Origin of the sequence: Cellulomonas sp. McL0617 (assembly GCF_049994875.1) — a bacterium.
GTDB lineage: Bacteria > Actinomycetota > Actinomycetes > Actinomycetales > Cellulomonadaceae > Cellulomonas.
Genome location: NZ_CP188256.1, coordinates 1,382,918 through 1,402,009 on the forward strand (window position 1 = coordinate 1,382,918; position 19,092 = coordinate 1,402,009).

Sequence of the window (19,092 nt, forward strand, 5' to 3'; positions counted from 1 at the left end):
CGTTGAGCGTCCGGCTCATTCCCACCGCCGCGCATCGCCTTCACGACGCACAGGCGCCCAGCCTCATCGAGCTCCGCACCCACGTTCTTTGTCCGTGACGTAGACCTCGCGGAATTCGCCGCGCATCGAGGTGGTGTGCGTCATGCTCCACGAGCCATCCCGGCGAGCGAGGCGCGCAACTCGGTGCCGGTCTTCGCTCCGCGGTGGTGCAGCAGGACGAGGCCCGTTCCGATCCCGTTCGTCGTGACGTCTCCGCCGTTCGCACGGAGCTGGTCGATGATCTGCTGGTTCCAGTCCGTCATGGTCCCACCGTCGCACCGGCGCGGGCGCCGCGCGAAAGACGCGTCTTGTCGAGCTCGGGCGGCGGGCCAGTGCCTTCTCGCGGGCGCTCAGGAGCGGGAATCGGTGGCCGGGAACCCACCGAACCGGACGAGGTTCCCGTGGAGGTCGATGACATGGAACTCGGTAGCGCCCCAGGGCTCCTCGACGGGCGCGCTCAGCACCGCCGGTTCTGGGACGTCGAGATCGGCCCACCGCCCGTGCGCCGCGCGAGCCTCGTCCGGGCCGTCGAACCGGACGTAGCACGCGACGTCGTTGGTCCAGCGGTCGACGGCCGGGTCGATCCAGAAGTGCAGCTCGATGGCCAGGTCGTCGTGGCGAAGGACGACGTAGTCGACCCAACGGCCGTCGGAGCGGAACCCGAAGCGAGCCCAGAACGACACCGTGAGGTCGAAGTCCGCGCTCGGAAGGATCGGGATCGTGACCACCACACCTCGAGCGTAGCCAGGGACGGGGGGTCCGGTGCGGGCTGATCCTTCACGACGAGCGCTTCCGGCGCAGGTCAGCGGTACTCCGGGTTCTCGAAGTCGAAGCGGTTGCCCGCGTTCCACTCCGATCGCTGGTTGCCGTAGGAGGGGACGCCGCCGGCGGCGCGGAGCATCGCGGCCAGGTGCATCAGGTTCCACGTCATGAAGGTGGTGTTGCGGTTGGTGAAGTCGTTCTCGGGTCCGCCGCTGCCGGGATCGAGGTAGGAGGGTCCGGGTCCGGCCTCTCCGATCCAGCCTGCGTCGGCGTTCGGCGGGATCGTGTAGCCGACGTGCTGGAGCGAGTACAGGATGTTCTGGGCGCAGTGCTTGATGCCGTCCTCGTTGCCCGTGATGAGGCAGCCGGCCACCCGTCCGTAGAACAGGTACTGACCCTTGTCGTTGAGCATGCCGGACAGCGAGTAGATCCGTTCGATCAGCCTCTTGGTCACGCTGGAGTTGTCGCCCAGCCATATCGGGCCCGCGACCACCAGGATGTCGCTGGCCAGGATCCCGGGGGAGAGGTCGGGCCAGGCGTCGACCTCCCAGCCGTGCTCGCGCATGTCGGGATAGACCCCCGTCGCGACGTCGTGGTCGATCAGCCGGATCGCGCTCACGCGCACGCCGTGCTTGCGCATGATGCCCGCGCTGGCGTCGACGAGTCCCTGGGTGTGGCTGAGCTCCGGGCTGCGCTTGAGAGTGCAGTTGACGAACGTCGCCGTGAGACCGGTGAAGTCGGGCGCCGGGTCGGACATGGCTACCTCCTGGATCGTCGAGGTTCGAGGTGCCCGGGGCGGCCGAGCGCCCATCGGACCGGGTAGTCCGGGTCGGACCCGTAGCGGCAGGTCGAGTCGGTGCGGACGCGGCCTCGGCGAGGTCGCGTCCGCCCGAAGGGGGTGATGGCCGCGTCGCCGCCACCCTTGGCCCACGTCATGGAGGCGCGAGCGAGCAGGCTCGATGCTGGGGCCCCCGCGACCGCGGCCATGGTCCGAGGTTAGGCTCAGGGCCGCATTCGCCGCACCTGTGCGGCATGTTCGCGCTGGGGCGCCACGTCGCAGTCTCCGGTGCAGGAGTCGACGAGTTCCATGATCCGGCCGTCGGCCACTACCCCATGCACTGCCGCGGCAGCTCGCACGAGAGAAGGCATACGGCCGAGGGACTCGATCTGGAGTCGCAGCCGACCTTGCGGGTCGGATCCGGACCGGATCCACCGATGGACGGACGGATGGATGGATGGAGCGGACGACGGGAATCGAACCCGCGTAGCCAGTTTGGAAGACTGGGGCTCTACCATTGAGCTACGTCCGCACTGGTCCGGGGTCTGCAGCTGCAGCCCGGACGCGGCACCCAGGGTACCGGGTGCGTGAGGGCGCAACGTGCACCCGCCGGCCTCCGGGCCTGATCGGGTGCGCCGGGATGTGGCGCAGGTTGGTAGCGCGTCCGCTTTGGGAGCGGAAGGTCGTGGGTTCGAATCCCGCCATCCCGACCGATCGTCGTGACGAGTGCCGGTCCGCGCGGCTCCCACCATCGCGCGGCGCGCGGCAACACACTTGCCCCCGTGCTCCACCTGCGCATCTCGGTCCCCGGCGACCTCACGGTCGGCGTGCTCGACGTGCTCGAGCGGCAGCCCGCCGTGAGTGGCCTCGCCGTTATCGAGGGCGCGTCGAGACGGCCCGTGGGCGACATCGTGCTGGCGGACGTGGCCCGTGAGGCCGTCAACGTCATCATCGACGAGCTCGTCGAGCTCGGGGTCCAGCGCGAGGGCACCCTGCAGGTCGAGACGGTGGACACCTGGGTGTCGCAGCGCGCGTTCGACGCCGAGCGGATCGCACCGGGCAGCAGCGCCGACTCGGTCGTCTGGACCGACGTCACGGCGCAGGCCTACGGCAACTCCGAGCTCAACTGGACCTATCTGAGCTTCATGTGCCTGGCGACGCTCATCGCCGGCATCGCGATCGTCCTCGACTCGCAGATCCTGGTCATCGGCGCGATGGTCCTGGGCCCGGAGTTCGGACCGATCGCCGCGCTCGGCGTGGCGCTGGTGCGTCGCCGGTTCCACCTGCTCCGCCTCGCCCTGGGCACCCTCGTCGTCGGGTTCGTGGTCGCGATCACCGTGACCTGCGTCGCGGGACTCGTCGGCAAGGCGCTCGGGTGGGTCACCGTCGAGGGGTTCACCGCGCCACGACCGGAGACCGCCTTCATCTACACGCCGGACAGGTGGTCGTTCATCGTGGCGGTGATCGCCGGTGCGGCGGGGGTGCTGTCGCTGACGTCCGCCCGGGTCGGTGGCCTGTCCGGCGTGTTCATCTCCGTCACCACCGTTCCCGCCGCCGGCAACATCGCCCTGGGCCTCGCGTTTGGTCAGCTCGCCGAGGTCCGCGGGAGCGCGCTCCAGCTCGTCGTCAACATCTTCGGCATGGCGCTCGCAGGCTGGCTCACCCTGGCCTTCCAGAAGACCGTGTGGAACCGGTTCGCCGATCGGCGCGAGCGGCTGCGGCAGAGGATCCGCGGCAGCCGCTGATCTCCGACCGAGAGCCGGGCGGAAACGATCTCCGTCGGGCGCGCCGCCGCCGAGAAGACAGCTGTCGACGTCTCATCGCGGGTTCGCGTCGACAACTGCCTTGTCGGTCGGCGCCGACGACGCCGACCCGCTACCGAGTCGCGATCTGTTGTGCACGTGTCCGTCCCTCCGAGTGAGGGGACCGGGTTGGGGAGGGTGCGGACGTGTCGTAAGATCGAGGGTCGCCAGCGCGCGCCCGACGGGCTTGCGCGCGGCCATGAGCACGAAGAACCGCGGAGAAGACCACGGAGAACGCCGGACTCGCCGGCGCCGGACCCGATCAGTTGGAGACCATCGAAGTGAAGAGCGCCGTCGAGACCCTGGACCCGACCAAGGTCAAGCTGACCGTCGAGGTGACGTACGACGAGCTCAAGCCGAGCATCGCGCACGCCTACGAGCACATCGCGCAGGACGTCACCGTGCCGGGCTTCCGCAAGGGCAAGGTCCCGCCGCGCATCATCGACCAGCGCGTCGGTCGTCCCGCGGTCCTGGAGCACGCGATCAACGAGGGCCTGTCCGGCTTCTACGCCGAGGCCGTCCGCGAGAACAAGCTGCGCCCGCTCGGCCAGCCCGAGGTCGAGGTCACGCAGGTCCCCGGCCTGACCGCTGCGCCCGCCGGCGAGGAGGGCGAGCTGCACTTCACCGCCGAGGTCGAGGTCCGCCCCGAGATCACGGTCCCCGCCTTCGACGGCCTCGCGATCACGGTCGACGACGTCGAGGTCTCCGACGAAGACGTCGCCGGCCGCCTGGACGCCCTGCGCGAGCGCTTCGGCACCCTCGTGGGCATCGACCGGCCGGCCGTCGAGAAGGACTTCGTCGTGCTGGACCTCGTCGCCAAGATCGGTGAGGAAGAGGTCGACACGGTCAGTGGCGTCAGCTACGAGATCGGCTCGGGCAACATGCTCGAGGGTCTCGACGAGGCGCTGACGGGCCTCTCGGCCGGCGAGACCACGACGTTCGAGACGGCCCTCGCGGGCGGCGAGCACGAGGGCGAGACCGCCCTGGTGACCGTCACGGCGACCACCGTCAAGGAGCGCCAGCTCCCCGAGGCCGACGACGACTTCGCCCAGCTTGCCAGCGAGTTCGACACGCTTGAGGAGCTGACGACCGACCTGCGCGAGCAGGCGTCGAAGACCAAGATCTCCAACCAGGCCGTCCAGGCCCGCGACCTGCTGCTCGAGCAGCTGCTCGCCGGCACCGAGATCCCGGTCCCGCAGGGCGTCGTCGAGGCCGAGGTGCACCGCCACCTCGAGGGTGAGGGTCGTCTCGAGGACGACACCCACCGCGCCGAGGTCGGCGAGCAGGCCACCACCGCGCTGCGCAACCAGATCCTCCTGGACACCCTGGCCGAGCAGCTCGAGATCAAGGTCAGCCAGCCCGAGCTGCTGGACTACCTGGTGAGCGCGTCGCGCCAGTACGGGATGGACCCGAACACGTTCATCCAGACGATCGACCAGCAGGGCCAGATCGGCACCATGGTCGCCGAGGTCGCGCGCTCCAAGGCGCTCGCCGTGGCGTTGCGTCGCGTGGAGGTCAAGGACTCTGCCGGCAACGCCGTCGACCTGAGCGACTTCATCGGCACCGACGAGGAGGACGCGGCCGAGGAGATCGCCCAGCAGGAGTCCGTGCTGGCCGACGTCGTGTCCGAGGCCGACGTCGAGGCCCAGCCGAACACGAGCGCCGCCAGCGACATCTCGGCGTTCACCGAGGACGCCAAGGCCTGACGAAGCCGTCTGAGGGCCCCGTACCGACCCGGTCGGTACGGGGCCCTCGTGCATCCGGCGCGTATCGGGCGCCCGGCTCTGCCGTCAGCGAAAACGCTCGCGGCGGGGACATGGACGGGTGCGGCTCCGCGTTAGGGTCACTGCATCGCACAGGTGGGACGGGGTGTTCCCGGGCGCCACGGGCGATGCAGGACAGTTGTCACCCGCCTGACGAGGGAGCCTTCGTGAACGAGCACGTGCCGACGCTGGCCAGGGCCGAGTCCCCGGCATTCGGCCTCAATGACTCCATCTACAACCGACTCCTGCGCGAGCGCATCATCTGGCTGGGCTCCGAGGTGCGCGACGACAACGCGAACGCGATCTGCGCGCAGATGCTCCTGCTCGCAGCAGAGGACCCCGACAAGGACATTTGGCTGTACATCAACTCGCCCGGTGGCTCGATCACCGCGGGCATGGCGATCTACGACACGATGCAGTTCATCCAGCCGGACGTCGCGACGATCGCGATGGGCATGGCGGCCTCGATGGGGCAGTTCCTGCTCTCGTCGGGCGCGCAGGGCAAGCGGTACGCCACCCCCCACGCCCGCGTCATGATGCACCAGCCGTCCGGCGGCATCGGCGGCACGGCCACCGACGTCCGCATCAACGCGCAGCTGATCCTGCACATGAAGACGGTGCTGGCCGAGCTCACCGCCGGGCAGACCGGCAAGACCGTCGACCAGATCAACAGCGACGCCGACCGCGACCGCTGGTTCACCGCCACCGAGGCCCTCGAGTACGGCTTCATCGACCACGTGGTCGAGAAGGCGGACTCGGTCGCCGGTGGCGGCGGTACCAACTGACGCCGGTCACCCACGTCGCCGTCATCACCATCTTGAGGAGAATCTCGTGAGCATGGAATCCCAGTTCATGGCCCGCGCGGGGATGCTCGCGGGTCCCGGCGGCCTGGCGCCCTCGTCGCCGGCCGGCCGCTACGTGCTGCCGCAGTTCGAGGAGCGCACGGCCTACGGCTTCAAGCGCCAGGACCCGTACACCAAGCTGTTCGAGGACCGCATCATCTTCCTCGGCGTGCAGGTGGACGACGCCTCGGCCGACGACGTCATGGCGCAGCTCCTGGTGCTCGAGAGCACCGACCCGGACCGCGACATCATCCTGTACATCAACTCGCCCGGCGGCTCGTTCACGGCGCTGACGGCGATCTACGACACGATGCAGTACATCAAGCCGCACATCCAGACGGTCTGCCTCGGGCAGGCCGCCTCCGCCGCGGCCGTGCTGCTGGCGGCCGGCTCGCCCGGCAAGCGCCTGGCCCTGCCCAACGCGCGCGTGCTGATCCACCAGCCCGCGATGGAGGGCGGCGGCTACGCGCAGGCCTCGGACATCGAGATCCACGCGAACGAGCTCATCCGCATGCGCGAGTGGCTCGAGCTGACCATCGCGCACCACACGGGACGCGACATCGAGCTGGTCCGCAAGGACATCGAGCGCGACAAGATCCTGACGGCGCAGCAGGCGCAGGAGTACGGGATCGTCGACCAGGTTCTCGAGAGCCGCAAGGGTGTCGTCGCGACGACGGTCCAGCCGAAGTAGTCAGCAGGACCACCGTCCAAGGCAGTCACGGACCGGGTCGCGACAACGCGGCCCGGTCCGTGGACCATCCGGGGAGATTTCCGAACCCGGCGCACCACGCTCCGTGTGTTCGGCTGACATCCCGGCCGGTGTGGTGTGCAATGGGGAGCGCGCACCCTACGGGGTCGCGCAGCAATGACGCATCGCCCGCCGGGCGGAGGCGACACGAGAGAGGGGATCGACGTGGCTCGCATCGGAGACGGGGCCGATCTCCTGAAGTGCTCGTTCTGCGGGAAGTCCCAGAAGCAGGTCAAGAAGCTGATCGCGGGCCCTGGGGTCTACATCTGCGACGAGTGCATCGAGCTGTGCAACGAGATCATCGAGGAAGAGCTGGCGGAGGCCACCGAGGTCGGGCTGGTCGAGCTGCCCAAGCCCAAGGAGATCTTCGAGTTCCTCGAGCAGTACATCATCGGCCAGGAGTCGGCCAAGCGGGCCCTCTCGGTGGCCGTCTACAACCACTACAAGCGTGTCCAGGCCGGTGAGGCCGGTCGCACCTCGACCGACGACCCCATCGAGATCGCGAAGTCGAACATCCTGCTCGTGGGCCCCACCGGCACCGGCAAGACGTACCTCGCGCAGACCCTGGCCCGCATGCTGAACGTCCCGTTCGCCATCGCGGACGCCACCGCCCTGACGGAGGCCGGCTACGTCGGCGAGGACGTCGAGAACATCCTGCTCAAGCTCATCCAGGCCGCTGACTACGACGTCAAGAAGGCCGAGTCGGGCATCATCTACATCGACGAGATCGACAAGATCGCCCGCAAGAGCGAGAACCCGTCGATCACGCGCGACGTCTCCGGCGAGGGCGTCCAGCAGGCGCTGCTCAAGATCATCGAGGGCACCACGGCCTCGGTGCCGCCGCAGGGCGGCCGCAAGCACCCGCACCAGGAGTTCATCCAGATCGACACCACGAACGTGCTGTTCATCGTGGCCGGGGCGTTCTCGGGTCTCGACGACATCATCGCGGCCCGTGCGCGCAAGCGCGTCGTGGGCTTCGGTGCCCCGCTTCTGGAGTCCGTCGACGAGGGCGACCTGTTCTCCGAGGTCCGCCCCGAGGACCTGCAGAAGTACGGTCTGATCCCCGAGTTCATCGGTCGCCTGCCCGTGGTCGCCGCGGTCGCGCGGCTCGACCAGGACGCGCTCGTCCGCATCCTCACGGAGCCCAAGAACGCCCTGGTCAAGCAGTACCAGCGGATGTTCCAGATCGACGGCGTCGAGCTCGAGTTCGACGACGAGGCCGTGGCCGCGATCGCCGACCAGGCGCTCCTGCGCGGGACCGGTGCTCGTGGTCTGCGCGCGATCATGGAGGAAGTGCTCCAGCAGGTCATGTTCGAGGTCCCCAGCCGCGACGACGTCGCCCGCGTGCTGATCACGCGCGCGGTCGTGCTGGAGAACGTGAACCCGACCCTCGTGCCGCGGGAGACCCCGCGCGAGAAGCGCCCGCCGCGCGAGAAGAGCGCCTGACCTCGCGAAGCGAGCGCCTAGGATCGCGTCCGTGAGCGACCTCCCCACGCCGATCCCGGCCGAGCTGGCACGGCTGCGCGGCAGCATCGACAACATCGACGCCGCCCTGATCTACCTGCTGGCGGAGCGCTTCAAGTCGACCCAGCAGGTCGGCGTGCTCAAGGCGACGCGAGGCATGCCTCCGTCGGACCCCGGACGCGAGGAGCAGCAGGTCGCGCGCCTGCGGCAGCTGGCGCACGAGGCCGACCTCGACCCGGTGTTCGCCGAGAAGTTCCTCGCGTTCATCGTCGAGGAGGTCATCCGGCACCACGAGGAGATCGCGCAGGACCACGCGACCCGATCCTGACCGGATCGCTCGCGCGGGGTAGCGCTGGCTGGGCAGGTGGCGGAAGGTAGACAGGGTCAGCTCCGGCGGGCCGTACGGGGGGGATCCCGCGACCGCTGGGGAGCGTCGATCCCGGAGGATCTGCCCATGGACCTGCACTGGCTCAAGCCCCTGCTCGGACGCCCGTCGCCGTTCACGACCGTGTACCTGGACGTGACCCGTGCCGACGCGGCCGGGGAGGCCGAGGCCGCCGACCGCTGGAAGGCCGTCCGACGTCAGCTGGAGCGCGATGGTGCGCCCGCTCGCGTGCTGGACGAGATCGGAGAGCTCGTCGCCACCCCGACCGGGGTTCGCGGTCCGCACGGTCGCGTGATCGTGTCGGACGCCGACGGGGTGGTCGTCGACCGCGTGCTGGCCGAGCCGCCCGCGCAGGCGCACGCCGTGCACGGCCCGGTGCCGGCGCTGCTGCCCGCCGTCCGCGCCGCCGACCAGACCGTCAGCTACCTGCTCGTCGAGGTGGACCGCAACGGAGCGGACCTCACCTGGGCGACCGGCGGGAGCGTGCGTACCTTGGGCGGGCCCGAGGTCGAGACCGTCGAGGGTGGGCACGACGACGTGCACAAGACCCGCGAGGGTGGGCTCGACCGGCGCAGCCAGACCCGGGCGGAGGACTCCTGGCAGCGCAACGCCGAGGCGGTCGCCGCCGTGCTCGACAAGCGGGTGTCCGAGCGGAGCCCCGATGTCGTCGTCCTCACCGGCGACGGTCGAGCCGTGGGGATGGTGCGGGACGCCGTGGCGCAGCACGTCACGGAGGTCCTCGTCGAGGTGCCCGGCGGAGCGCGTGGCGACGGCGTCAACCAGGATGTGTTCGACAGCCGCGTGGTCGAGGTGCTCAGCGGCTTCCGCGGCCGTCGTCGGGACGCGGTGCTCGCGCGGTTCCGGGAGGCCCAGGGGCGCGGCGAGGGTGCCGTGACCACGCTGGACGACGTCATCGAGGTGCTCCGGCGCGGGCAGGTGTCCGAGCTGGTGCTGCACGTCGACGCGCTCTCCCAGGGGCTCTCTGAGCAGCAGCTCTGGGTGGGCGACGAGCCGTTGCAGCTGGCGTCGTCCGCCGCGGACCTCGCGTCGATCGGCGTCTCCGAAGGTGCGCGCCAGCTGCCCGCCGACGTGGCGCTGGTGCGGGCCGCGATCGGTCAGGACGCCGGTCTCACGTTCGCGGAGAACGGCTCGGTGGACCTGGTGGACGGGATCGGCGCTGTCCTGCGCTGGTCGGACGGCTCCACGCCGAGCGAGGCGGTCCCCACCCAGTCGGCGGACCAGGCGCGCCTGCGCACGGTCGTCTAGCGGCGCGGTCGTCCAGCACCACGGACGTCCGAGCAGGTGCGCGCCACGGGCCGCACCTGCTCGGACGTTCGTGCGTCAGGCTGCGGGCGCCGGGACCAGCTCGGCGCTCGAGGCCACCACGGTGTCCGAGTCGCCGTCCGTCAGGGACAGCGTGCCCGTGACCCGGCCGGCCGAGCGGACGTCGTCGAGCGCGACCTCGACGCCGGGGCGCAGGGCCACCGGCACGGCGAGCGTGACCGCGGCGATCTCCGTGCGCATGGAGACCTTGGCCTCGGACTTCACCTTGCGCAGCGCGGTCAGGGCGGACCCGGCCGCGCTCACCACGCCGGCGTCGGCGGACCCGGCCGCGGCACGCAGCGGAGCGGTGTCCGGCCACGGCGCGCGGTGCACCGACCCCTCGCGCCACCACGACCAGACCTCTTCGGTCGCGAACGGGAGGACCGGCGCGAACAGGCGGAGCAGGACGTCGAGCGCGATCGCGAGCGCTGTCCGGGCGGACTGCGCTGCGTCGCCGTCCGAGTAGGCGCGGTCCTTGACCAGCTCGAGGTAGTCGTCGCAGAACGTCCAGAAGAACGTCTCGGTGAGCTCCAGCGCTCGCGTGTGGTCGTAGGCGACGAGCGCGGCCGTCGCCTTGTCGACGACGTCCGCGAGACCGGCGAGCATCGCGCGGTCGATCTCGGCGGTGACGTCGGCCGGGTCGAGCGAGAGCTCGGCCGAAGCGTCGCCGAACGAGAGCGCGAACTTCGAGGCGTTGAGGACCTTGATCGCCAGGCGGCGGCCGATCTTCATCTGGCCGACCTCGAACGCGGCGTCGGTGCCCAGGCGCGCCGACGCGGCCCAGTACCGGACGGCGTCCGAGCCGTGCTCCTCCAGCAGCCCCATGGGCGTGACGACGTTGCCGACCGACTTCGACATCTTCTTGCGGTCCGGGTCCAGGATCCAGCCGCTGATCGCGGCCGACGACCACGGCAGCGAGCCGTGCTCGAGGTGCGACCGCACGACCGTCGAGAACAGCCAGGTGCGGATGATGTCCTGGCCCTGGGGACGCAGGTCCATGGGGAACACGCGCGCGAACAGGTCGGGATCGGTGCGCCAGCCGCCGACGATCTGCGGGGTCAGGGAGCTGGTCGCCCAGGTGTCCATGATGTCCGGGTCGCCGACGAAGCCGCCGGGCACGCCGCGCTGGTCGGCCGTGTAGCCGACGGGGACGTCGGAGGACGGGTCGATCGGCAGCTGGTCCTCGGACGGGACGAGCGGTGTGGCGTAGACGGGCTCGCCGTCCGCGTCGAGCGCGTACCAGAGGGGGAACGGCACGCCGAAGAACCGCTGCCGCGAGACGAGCCAGTCGCCGTTGAGACCGCCCACCCAGTTCTCGTAGCGCACGCGCATGAACTCGGGGTTGAACCCGAGCTCGGCGCCGCGGGCGAGCAGCGCGTCGCGCAGGGACTCGTCGCGACCGCCGTTGCGGATGTACCACTGGCGGCTGGTGACGATCTCGAGCGGCTTGTCGCCCTTCTCGTAGAAGTTCGCCTTGCGCTGGGTCTTGACCGGCTCGCCGTCCAGGTCGCCCGACGAGCGCAGCCCGGCGACGACCGCCTCGCGCGCGGTGAACGTGGTCTTGCCGGCAAGCTCCTCGTACGTGGCCCGCCCCGCCTCGGACGAGATCCAGTCCGGGGTGTCGCGCAGGATGCGGCCGTCGCGACCCATGACCGAGCGCGTGGGCAGCTGCAGCTCGCGCCACCACTGGACGTCGGTCAGGTCGCCGAACGTGCAGCACATCGCGATGCCCGCACCCTTGTCGGGCTCGGCGCCGGGGTGGGCCAGCACGGGCAGCTCGACGTCGAACAGCGGCGAGCGCACGGTCGTGCCGAACAGGTGCTGGTAGCGCTCGTCGGACGGGTGGGCGATGAGCGCGACGCAGGCGGGGAGCAGCTCCGGGCGCGTGGTCTCGATGTAGACGGGTCCGGCGGCGCCGTGGAACGCGACGCGGTGGAACGCACCCGGGTAGTCGCGGGCCTCGAGCTCGGCCTGGGCGACCGCTGTCTGGAACGTCACGTCCCACAGGCCCGGCGCCTCCGCCTGGTAGGCCTCGTCGCGCGCGAGGTTCCGCAGGAACGCCTGCTGGGCCACGGCACGGGAGGGCGCCGAGACCGTCTGGTAGGTCATGCCCCAGTCGACCGAGAGGCCGAGCCGGCGCCAGAGGGCCTCGAACTGGCGCTCGTCGTCCACCGTGAGGCGCTCGCACAGCTCGACGAAGTTGCGGCGGCTCACGGGCACCTGCTGGGCGCCCTTGGGCACGTCACCGTCGAACGGCGGCTCGAACGACGCCTCGTACTGCAGGGACGGGTCGCAGCGGACGCCGTAGTAGTTCTGCACGCGGCGCTCGGTGGGCAGGCCGTTGTCGTCCCAGCCCATCGGGTAGAACACCTCGCGCCCCCGCATCCGCTGGAAGCGCGCGACCACGTCGGTGTGCGTGTAGGAGAACACGTGGCCCACGTGCAACGAGCCCGAGACGGTGGGCGGCGGGGTGTCGATCGAGTACACCTGCTCGCGCGTGGCCGTCCGGTCGAACGTGTGCAGACCCTGCTCGGTCCACGTCGCGTCCCAGCGGTCCTCCACCCCGTCGAGGGAGACCTTGTCCGGGACGTGTCGCGGGGCCGTGATGCGCAGGGGGGACTCGGAGCTCATGGGGCCCTATCTTCCCAGATCGGCCGGTGCGACGAGTCCGCGTCCACGTCACCGATGAACGGTCGGCCACGTCTCGGTGAACAGTGCGGCGGATCGCACCCCCGGATGGCAAGATCGCCGTTCGCCGGGTCATGGGGCCATGATCGACGGACACACGGCTGCGACAGAACATGAGGTGGCGATGACGACCGAGGGTTTCCTCCGGTCCGGGTTCGCCGCCGACCCTCGCACCCTGCTCGACGTCCTGCGGGCGACCGTCTACGCGCACGCGGAGAGCCCGGCGCTCGACGACGGCAGCGTGAGCCTGACCTACCGCGAGCTCTGGGACGCGGTCCAGGGTGCCGCGGGCGGGCTGGCCGCGGTCGGCATCGGGCCGGGGGACCGGGTCGGCGTGCGGATCCCGTCGGGCACCGTCGAGCTGTACACCGCGATCCTCGGCGTCCTGGCGGCCGGCGCGGCGTACGTGCCGGTGGACGTGGACGACCCCGACGAGCGCGCTCGCACGGTGTTCGGGGAGGCGGGCGTCGCCCGGGTGCTGACCGAGGGCGACCTGGCGGTCCTCACCCGCAAGAACGCGCCGACGAGGGAGCCGAGCACCACCGACGACGCCTGGATCATCTTCACGTCCGGCTCCACGGGTGCGCCGAAGGGGGTCGCCGTCACGCACCGGTCGGCGGCCGCGTTCGTCGACGCCGAGGCGCGGATGTTCCTGCAGGGCGCACCGCTAGGACCGGGCGACCGGGTGCTGGCGGGCCTGTCCGTCGCGTTCGACGCGAGCTGCGAGGAGATGTGGCTGGCCTGGGGGCACGGCGCCTGCCTGGTCCCCGCGCCGCGCGCCCTCGTGCGCACCGGGATGGACCTGGGCCCGTGGCTCGTGGCTCAGCGGATCACCGTCATCTCGACGGTCCCTACGCTGGCCGGCCTCTGGCGCCCCGAGGTGCTCGCGGGCGTCCGGCTGCTCATCTTCGGCGGGGAGGCGTGCCCGCCCGAGCTGGCCGCTCGGCTGGTCGGCGACGGGCGCGAGGTCTGGAACACCTACGGCCCGACCGAGGCGACCGTCGTCGCGTGCGGGGCACTGTTGACCGGCGAGGGACCGATCCGGATCGGGCACGCGCTCGACGGGTGGGACCTGGCCGTCGTCGGACCGGACGGGGTGCACGTGGCCGAGGGCGAGATCGGTGAGCTGATCATCGGCGGCGTCGGCCTGGCCCGGTACCTGGACCCCGCCAAGGACGCCGAGAAGTACGCGGGCGTCGAGACGCTCGGCTGGCAGCGTGCGTACCGCAGCGGCGACCTGGTCCGGTACGAGGCCGCCGGCCTTCTGTTCCAGGGGCGCGCGGACGACCAGGTGAAGGTCGGGGGCCGGCGGATCGAGCTCGGTGAGGTCGACGCGGCCCTGCTCGCGCTGCCGGGCGTCGCGAGCGCGGCGGCCGCCGTCCGCCGCACGCCTGCCGGCACGGCGGTGCTCGTCGGCTACCTGGTCCCGGACGACGGCGTCGAGCTCGACCTGTCCGCCGCGCGCGAGGCCCTGCGCGGCACCCTGCCGGCGGCCCTGGTCCCGCTGCTCGCACCCGTGGAGCAGATCCCGACGCGCGGGTCCGGCAAGGTCGACCGCGACGCCCTGCCCTGGCCCCTCGCGCGTCCCGACGACGACGCCCCGCCCGCGGCGGGCCTCTCCGAGACTGCCCAGTGGGTCGCACAGCGCTGGACCGCCGCCCTCGGGGTCGCCGTGGCCGGGCCGAAGGACGACTTCTTCGACTCCGGCGGCGGCAGCCTCGTCGCCGCGCAGCTCGTCTCGGCGCTGCGCGAGCGGTTTCCCACGGTCACGGTCGCAGACGTCTACGAGAACCCGCGCATCGGCGACCTCGCCCGCACCCTCGACGAGTTCGAGCCGGTCAGCGTGGCCGAGCGGCGGCTGGTGAGCCCGACCCCGCTGCGCGCCCAGGTCGTCCAGACCGTGCTCGCCGTGCCGCTCGCGCTGCTGGTGGGACTGCGGTGGCTCACCTGGCTGCTGGCGGCGGACGCGGTGCTCCGCGCGACGACCGGCGCCGCGTGGGTGCCCGTCGTCCCCGGCGTCTGGTGGTGGGTCGCGGTCGGCTGGGTGGTGCTGATCAGCCCGCTGGGCCGGATGGGGACCACGGTGATCGTCGCGCGCGGCCTGCTCTCGGAGGTCAAGCCGGGCTGGTACCGGCGCGGCGGCTCGGTGCACCTGCGGATCTGGTTCGCCGAGTCGTGGGCGGCGGCCGCCGGTGCGGAGAACCTGTCGTGCGCGCCCTGGACGCTCTCGTACGCCCGCGCGCTCGGGGCGACCGTGGGCAAGGACGTCGACCTGCACACGCCACCGCCGGTGACGGGGATGCTGCGGCTCGGCAACGGCTGCTCGGTCGAGCCGGAGGTCGACCTGCGCGGTCACTGGCTCGACGGCGACATCCTCAAGGTCGGGCGCATCCGGATCGACAAGCGCGCGACCGTGGGCACCCGCTCGACCCTGGGACCGGGCACCCGCATCGGGCAGGGCGCCGAGATCGCACCCGGCTCGGCGGTCCTGCAGTCCGTGCCGCCGGGCGAGCTGTGGACGGGGTCGCCGGCCGTGTTCGACGGTCCGGCGCCGGGTCAGTGGCCCGCCGAGCGTGCCCCGCGCGGGCACACCTGGGTGGCCGTGTACGGGCTCACCGCCGCCCTGCTGGCGGCCCTGCCGGTCGTCGCCGCCCTGTGCGGCCTGCTCGTCGTCGGCTACGTCGTGCGGGGCTCGGACACCTGGCGGGACGCGACCGCCGACGCCCTGCGGGCGGTCCCGCTGGGCGCGGTGACGATGGTCCTGGTCCTGCTGCTGGTCACGCTGGTCTCCGTCCGCCTGCTCGGCATCGGGCTGCGCGAGGGCTACCACGCGGTGCGCAGCAGGCACGGCTGGCAGGTCTGGGCCACCCAGCGGTTGATGGACGACGCCCGCACCACGCTGTTCCCGCTGTACTCGAGCACCGCGACGCCGCTGTGGCTGCGCGCGCTCGGCGCGGACATCGGTCACGACGTCGAGGCGTCGACCGCCCTGATGATCCCCTCCCTGACCAGCGTCGGCGACGGCGCGTTCCTGGCCGACGACACCCTGATCGGCTCCTACGAGCTGGGTCGGGGCTGGCTGCGGGTGGAGCGCAGCAAGGTGGGCAAGCGTGCGTTCCTGGGCAACTCGGGGATGATCGCGCCCGGTCGTGCGGTGCCCAAGCGCGGGTTGGTCGCGGTCCTGTCCGCCACGCCCGAGGGCGCTCGCGCCGGCACGTCCTGGCTCGGCTCGCCGCCCGTCAAGCTCCGGCGCGTGGCCGGCGAGGGCGACGACTCGCGCACCTTCGAACCGCCCACCCGCCTGCGGGTGGCGCGCGCACTCGTCGAGCTCTGCCGGATCATCCCCGTGATCTGCACGTTCGGGCTCGGCGTCCTGGTGCTCCTGGTCCTGCAGGCGGCGCTCGACTCGTGGGGGCTGGCCGCGGCGGCCGCGATCTCGTGGCTCGTCGTCCTGGGCGCCGCGGCCGTGGCGTGTGCGCTGGCGACGGCGGCAAAGTGGCTGCTCGTCGGGAAGCTGCGGCCGGGAGACCACCCGCTGTGGAGCTCGTTCATCTGGCGGAACGAGCTGGCGGACACGTTCCTGGAGTCCGTCGCGGTGCCCTGGATGGGGCCGGCGACGATCGGGTCCCCGGCGCTCAACGTGTGGATGCGCACGCTCGGCGCGCGGATCGGCCGCGGCGTCTGGTGCGAGACGTACTGGCTGCCCGAGGCCGACCTGGTCCGGCTCGGCGACGCGGCCACGGTCAACCGCGGTTGTGTGCTGCAGACCCACCTGTTCCATGATCGGGTGATGAGCATGGACACGGTGGTGCTGGGACACGGCGCGAGCCTCGGACCCCATGGGGTCGTGCTGCCGGCCGCGTCGCTCGACGACGGCGCCAGCGTCGGGCCCGCCTCGCTCGTCCTGCGCGGCGACGCGATCCCCGCCGGCTCGCGCTGGACCGGCAACCCCGTCGCACCGGTGCCCGCGTGACGGCACCCGCCCCGGACCCGTACCTGCCCGGGCGTCCCGACGGAGACCTCGACGTCGACCGCTACGAGCTCGAGCTCGACTACCGCGTGTCGACCAACCGCCTCGAGGGGCGCGCCCAGGTCTACGCCACGGCGGTGCGGTCGACGGTCCGGGTGTCGCTCGAGCTGCACCACCGGCTGCAGGTCAGCCAGGTCCTCGTCGACGGGTACCGGCCCGAGCGCTGGACACATCGCGGCGGCCTGCTGGTGCTCAAGCTCAAGCACGAGATCGCGTCCGGCGCCCCGCTCGTGATCGACGTCCGGTACGCCGGGCATCCGGGCCCCAAGCGCGGGCCGTGGGGCGAGGTGGGCTGGGAGGAGCTGTCGGACGGGGTGATCGTCGCGGGTCAGCCCGACGGCGCGCCCAGCTGGTTCCCGTGCCACGACAGCCCCGCCGACAAGGCCGCCTACCGGTTCACGATCACGGCGGAGGCCGGTTACGAGGTCGTCGCCAACGGCCGGCTGGTGACGCGGACACCGCGTGCCGGGCGGGTGCGATGGGAGTACGAGCAGTCCGACCCGATGGCGCCGTACCTGGCCACCCTGCAGATCGGGCGGTACCTGCGGATCGCGACCGGTCCGCGCGAGGAGGCGCTCGTCCCCCCGAGGTTGCGCGACGCGGCGGCCTACGACCTGGGGCGCCAGAGCGAGATGGTCGCGCTGTTCGAAAACCACTTCGGGCCGTACCCGTTCGCCAGCTACACGGTCGTGGTGACGGACGACGACCTGGAGATCCCGCTCGAGGCCCAGGGGCTGTCGGTCTTCGGGGCCAACCACATGGACGGTCGGCGGGGATCCGAACGGCTGGTGGCCCACGAGCTCGCCCACCAGTGGTTCGGCAACAGCCTGACCGCCGGGCTGTGGCGCGACATCTGGCTGCACGAGGGTTTCGCCTGCTACGCCGAGTGGCTGTGGTCGGAGGCCTCGGGCGGCCGGTCGGCCGACGAGCAGGCGCGGGCGGCGCACGGAAGGCTCTCCGGGCTGCCGCAGGACCTCGTCATCGGCGACCCCGGCCCGGACGCCATGTTCGACGACCGGTTGTACAAGCGCGGCGCCCTGACGTTGCACGCCCTGCGCACGACGCTCGGCGACGAGAGCTTCTTCCGCCTGCTCCGCACGTGGACCGCCCGGTACCGGCACGGCACCGTCACCACCGAGGAGTTCGCGGTCTGCGCGGAGCTGGAGTCCGGGCGACCCGTCGCGGCTCTGCTGCACCCGTGGCTGTTCGAACGTTCGCTGCCTGCCCTCGTCCGGGGCTAGAGCTCCTCGAGCGGGATCTTCTCGTCGCGCAGACGGGCCGGGTCCACCACCCGGCCGACGAGGGCGCGCAGTCGGTCGTTGACGTCCCAGACGTTGACGTTCATCGCGGCGCGGACGTGCCCGTCGCGCAGCCAGAACGCCATGAACTCACCGGAGGCCCGGTCGCCGCGGACGACGACCGGGTCGTCGGCGTCGGCGTACCCGACGTACTCCATGCCGAGGTCGTACTGGTCGGTGTAGAAGTACGGCTGCCAGTCGTACACGTCCGGTCGACCGATGATCGATCTCGCCGCGAGGTCGCCCTGCCGGATCGCGTTGTCCCAGTGCTCCACGCGCAGGCTGTGCCCGAGGACCGTGTTGTGTGCGTTCGCCACGTCGCCGGCGGCCAGCACGGCAGGGTCGGCGGTGCGCAGCTGCGCGTCGACCAGGACGCCGCGGGCGTCCGCTGCGAGGCCGGCCGCGCTCGCGAGCGCGACGTTCGGCGCGGCGCCGACCCCGACGAGGACGACGTCCGCGGGTACCAGGTCGCCGCCCACCCGGACGCCCGTGACCCGACAGTCGGGGCCCTCGAACCCGTCGACGCCGACCCCGGTCCGCAGGTCGACGCCGTGCGAGCGGTGCAGCTCCGCGAAGTGCGAGGCGATCTCGGGCCCGAGCACCCGCAGCAGCGGCTGGGCGGCGTACTCGAGGACCGTGACCTCCACGCCGACCAGTCGCGCCGCGGCGGCGACCTCCAGGCCGATCCAGCCGCCGCCGACCACCACCAGGCGCCCCCGACGGGCCAGCTCGTCGCGCAGCGCGTCGCTGTCCGTCAGGCGTCGTACCGTGTGCACGCCGCCGAGCCATGCGCCCGGGACGTCGAGGAGGCGCGGGCTGGAACCCGTCGCGAGGACGAGGTGGTCGTACCCGAGCTCTGTCCCGTCGGACAGGGCCACGGTGCGGGCCGCGCGGTCGATCCGATTGGCCGTCGTGCCGAACCGCGTGGTGACGTCGTGCTCGGTGTACCAGTCGGCGTCGTGCACGAAGACCGAGCCACGCTCCGCAGTGCCCTGCAGGTACCCCTTGGACAACGGCGGGCGCTCGTAAGGGCGGTCCGTCTCGTCGCCGACGAGGGTGATGGGTCGGTCGTCCCCCTCGTCGCGAAGGGTCGAGACGACGTGTGCCGCGGCCAGACCGGCTCCGACGACGACGGTTCCTGCCATGACGACCTCCGGGTTCAGGGGCGGG

The 19,092-nt window shown here is 71.6% G+C and carries 14 protein-coding genes and 2 tRNA genes; 10 read left to right on the top strand and 6 right to left on the bottom strand.

The window, feature by feature from the left end; genetic code table 11:
* Positions 1–140: 140 nt before the first annotated feature.
* The 4 genes from ACPPVS_RS06260 to ACPPVS_RS06275 form a co-directional block, all read right to left on the bottom strand.
* A complete protein-coding gene (locus ACPPVS_RS06260; RefSeq protein WP_426595167.1) occupies positions 141–302 on the bottom strand; it encodes a hypothetical protein in 162 nt (53 codons plus the stop codon).
* A gap of 87 nt (positions 303–389) precedes the next feature.
* A complete protein-coding gene (locus tag ACPPVS_RS06265; protein ID WP_426595168.1) occupies positions 390–770 on the bottom strand; it encodes a hypothetical protein in 381 nt (126 codons plus the stop codon).
* Between the two features lie 71 nt (positions 771–841).
* Positions 842–1,558, bottom strand: a complete 717-nt coding sequence (locus ACPPVS_RS06270) for a flavodoxin family protein (RefSeq protein WP_426595169.1) — start codon at positions 1,556–1,558, stop codon at positions 842–844.
* A 479-nt stretch (positions 1,559–2,037) separates the two neighbouring features.
* Positions 2,038–2,111: transfer RNA gene (locus ACPPVS_RS06275), tRNA-Gly, on the bottom strand.
* Between the two features lie 104 nt (positions 2,112–2,215).
* Here ACPPVS_RS06275 and ACPPVS_RS06280 point away from each other — a divergent pair.
* The 8 genes from ACPPVS_RS06280 (at position 2,216) to ACPPVS_RS06315 (ending at position 9,849) form a co-directional block, all read left to right on the top strand.
* A tRNA-Pro gene (locus ACPPVS_RS06280) sits at positions 2,216–2,289 on the top strand.
* A 72-nt stretch (positions 2,290–2,361) separates the two neighbouring features.
* Positions 2,362–3,324 (top strand): DUF389 domain-containing protein, encoded by a 963-nt coding sequence (locus ACPPVS_RS06285; RefSeq protein ID WP_426595170.1) that lies wholly within the window; start codon positions 2,362–2,364, stop codon positions 3,322–3,324.
* Positions 3,325–3,662: 338 nt separating this feature from the next.
* Entirely contained in the window at positions 3,663–5,087 is a 1,425-nt protein-coding gene (gene tig, locus ACPPVS_RS06290; protein ID WP_426595171.1) for a trigger factor, read from the top strand.
* 224 nt (positions 5,088–5,311) lie between these two features.
* Entirely contained in the window at positions 5,312–5,929 is a 618-nt protein-coding gene (locus tag ACPPVS_RS06295) for an ATP-dependent Clp protease proteolytic subunit (protein WP_426595172.1), read from the top strand.
* 46 nt (positions 5,930–5,975) lie between these two features.
* Complete coding sequence (locus ACPPVS_RS06300) at positions 5,976–6,677, top strand: ATP-dependent Clp protease proteolytic subunit (protein WP_426595173.1); 702 nt, start codon at positions 5,976–5,978, stop codon at positions 6,675–6,677.
* Positions 6,678–6,899: 222 nt separating this feature from the next.
* On the top strand, positions 6,900–8,180 hold the full coding sequence (gene clpX, locus ACPPVS_RS06305) for an ATP-dependent Clp protease ATP-binding subunit ClpX (RefSeq protein ID WP_426595174.1): 1,281 nt from the start codon (positions 6,900–6,902) through the stop codon (positions 8,178–8,180).
* Between the two features lie 31 nt (positions 8,181–8,211).
* The gene (locus tag ACPPVS_RS06310) at positions 8,212–8,526 is read left to right on the top strand and encodes a chorismate mutase (protein ID WP_426595175.1); all 315 of its coding nucleotides are present in this window, start codon (positions 8,212–8,214) and stop codon (positions 8,524–8,526) included.
* 126 nt (positions 8,527–8,652) lie between these two features.
* Entirely contained in the window at positions 8,653–9,849 is a 1,197-nt protein-coding gene (locus tag ACPPVS_RS06315) for a hypothetical protein (RefSeq protein ID WP_426595176.1), read from the top strand.
* A 75-nt stretch (positions 9,850–9,924) separates the two neighbouring features.
* Here the strand turns inward: ACPPVS_RS06315 and valS are convergent, their stop codons facing one another.
* A complete protein-coding gene (gene valS, locus ACPPVS_RS06320; protein WP_426595177.1) occupies positions 9,925–12,537 on the bottom strand; it encodes a valine--tRNA ligase in 2,613 nt (870 codons plus the stop codon).
* 181 nt (positions 12,538–12,718) lie between these two features.
* On the opposite strand from valS, the gene ACPPVS_RS06325 reads away from it, so the two are divergent.
* Together ACPPVS_RS06325 and ACPPVS_RS06330 are read left to right on the top strand one after the other, a co-directional pair.
* Complete coding sequence (locus ACPPVS_RS06325) at positions 12,719–16,567, top strand: Pls/PosA family non-ribosomal peptide synthetase (RefSeq protein ID WP_426595178.1); 3,849 nt, start codon at positions 12,719–12,721, stop codon at positions 16,565–16,567.
* A complete protein-coding gene (locus tag ACPPVS_RS06330) occupies positions 16,564–17,865 on the top strand; it encodes a M1 family metallopeptidase (RefSeq protein WP_426595179.1) in 1,302 nt (433 codons plus the stop codon). The genes ACPPVS_RS06325 and ACPPVS_RS06330 overlap by 4 nt, the downstream gene beginning before the upstream one ends.
* Here ACPPVS_RS06330 and ACPPVS_RS06335 read toward each other — a convergent pair.
* Positions 17,862–19,067 (bottom strand): NAD(P)/FAD-dependent oxidoreductase, encoded by a 1,206-nt coding sequence (locus ACPPVS_RS06335; RefSeq protein ID WP_426595180.1) that lies wholly within the window; start codon positions 19,065–19,067, stop codon positions 17,862–17,864. The two genes, ACPPVS_RS06330 and ACPPVS_RS06335, sit on opposite strands and share 4 nt — an antisense overlap.
* Positions 19,068–19,092 lie beyond the last annotated feature (25 nt).

Bases quoted from the DNA above. Each gene is read 5' to 3' on its own strand.
- valS (WP_426595177.1), bottom strand. From the start codon at position 12,537: ATGAGCTCCGAGTCCCCCCTGCGCATCACGGCCCCGCGACACGTCCCG.
- ACPPVS_RS06315 (WP_426595176.1), top strand. From the start codon at position 8,653: ATGGACCTGCACTGGCTCAAGCCCCTGCTCGGACGCCCGTCGCCGTTC.
- ACPPVS_RS06260 (WP_426595167.1), bottom strand. From the start codon at position 302: ATGACGGACTGGAACCAGCAGATCATCGACCAGCTCCGTGCGAACGGC.
- ACPPVS_RS06270 (WP_426595169.1), bottom strand. From the start codon at position 1,558: ATGTCCGACCCGGCGCCCGACTTCACCGGTCTCACGGCGACGTTCGTC.
- ACPPVS_RS06325 (WP_426595178.1), top strand. From the start codon at position 12,719: ATGACGACCGAGGGTTTCCTCCGGTCCGGGTTCGCCGCCGACCCTCGC.
- ACPPVS_RS06335 (WP_426595180.1), bottom strand. From the start codon at position 19,067: ATGGCAGGAACCGTCGTCGTCGGAGCCGGTCTGGCCGCGGCACACGTC.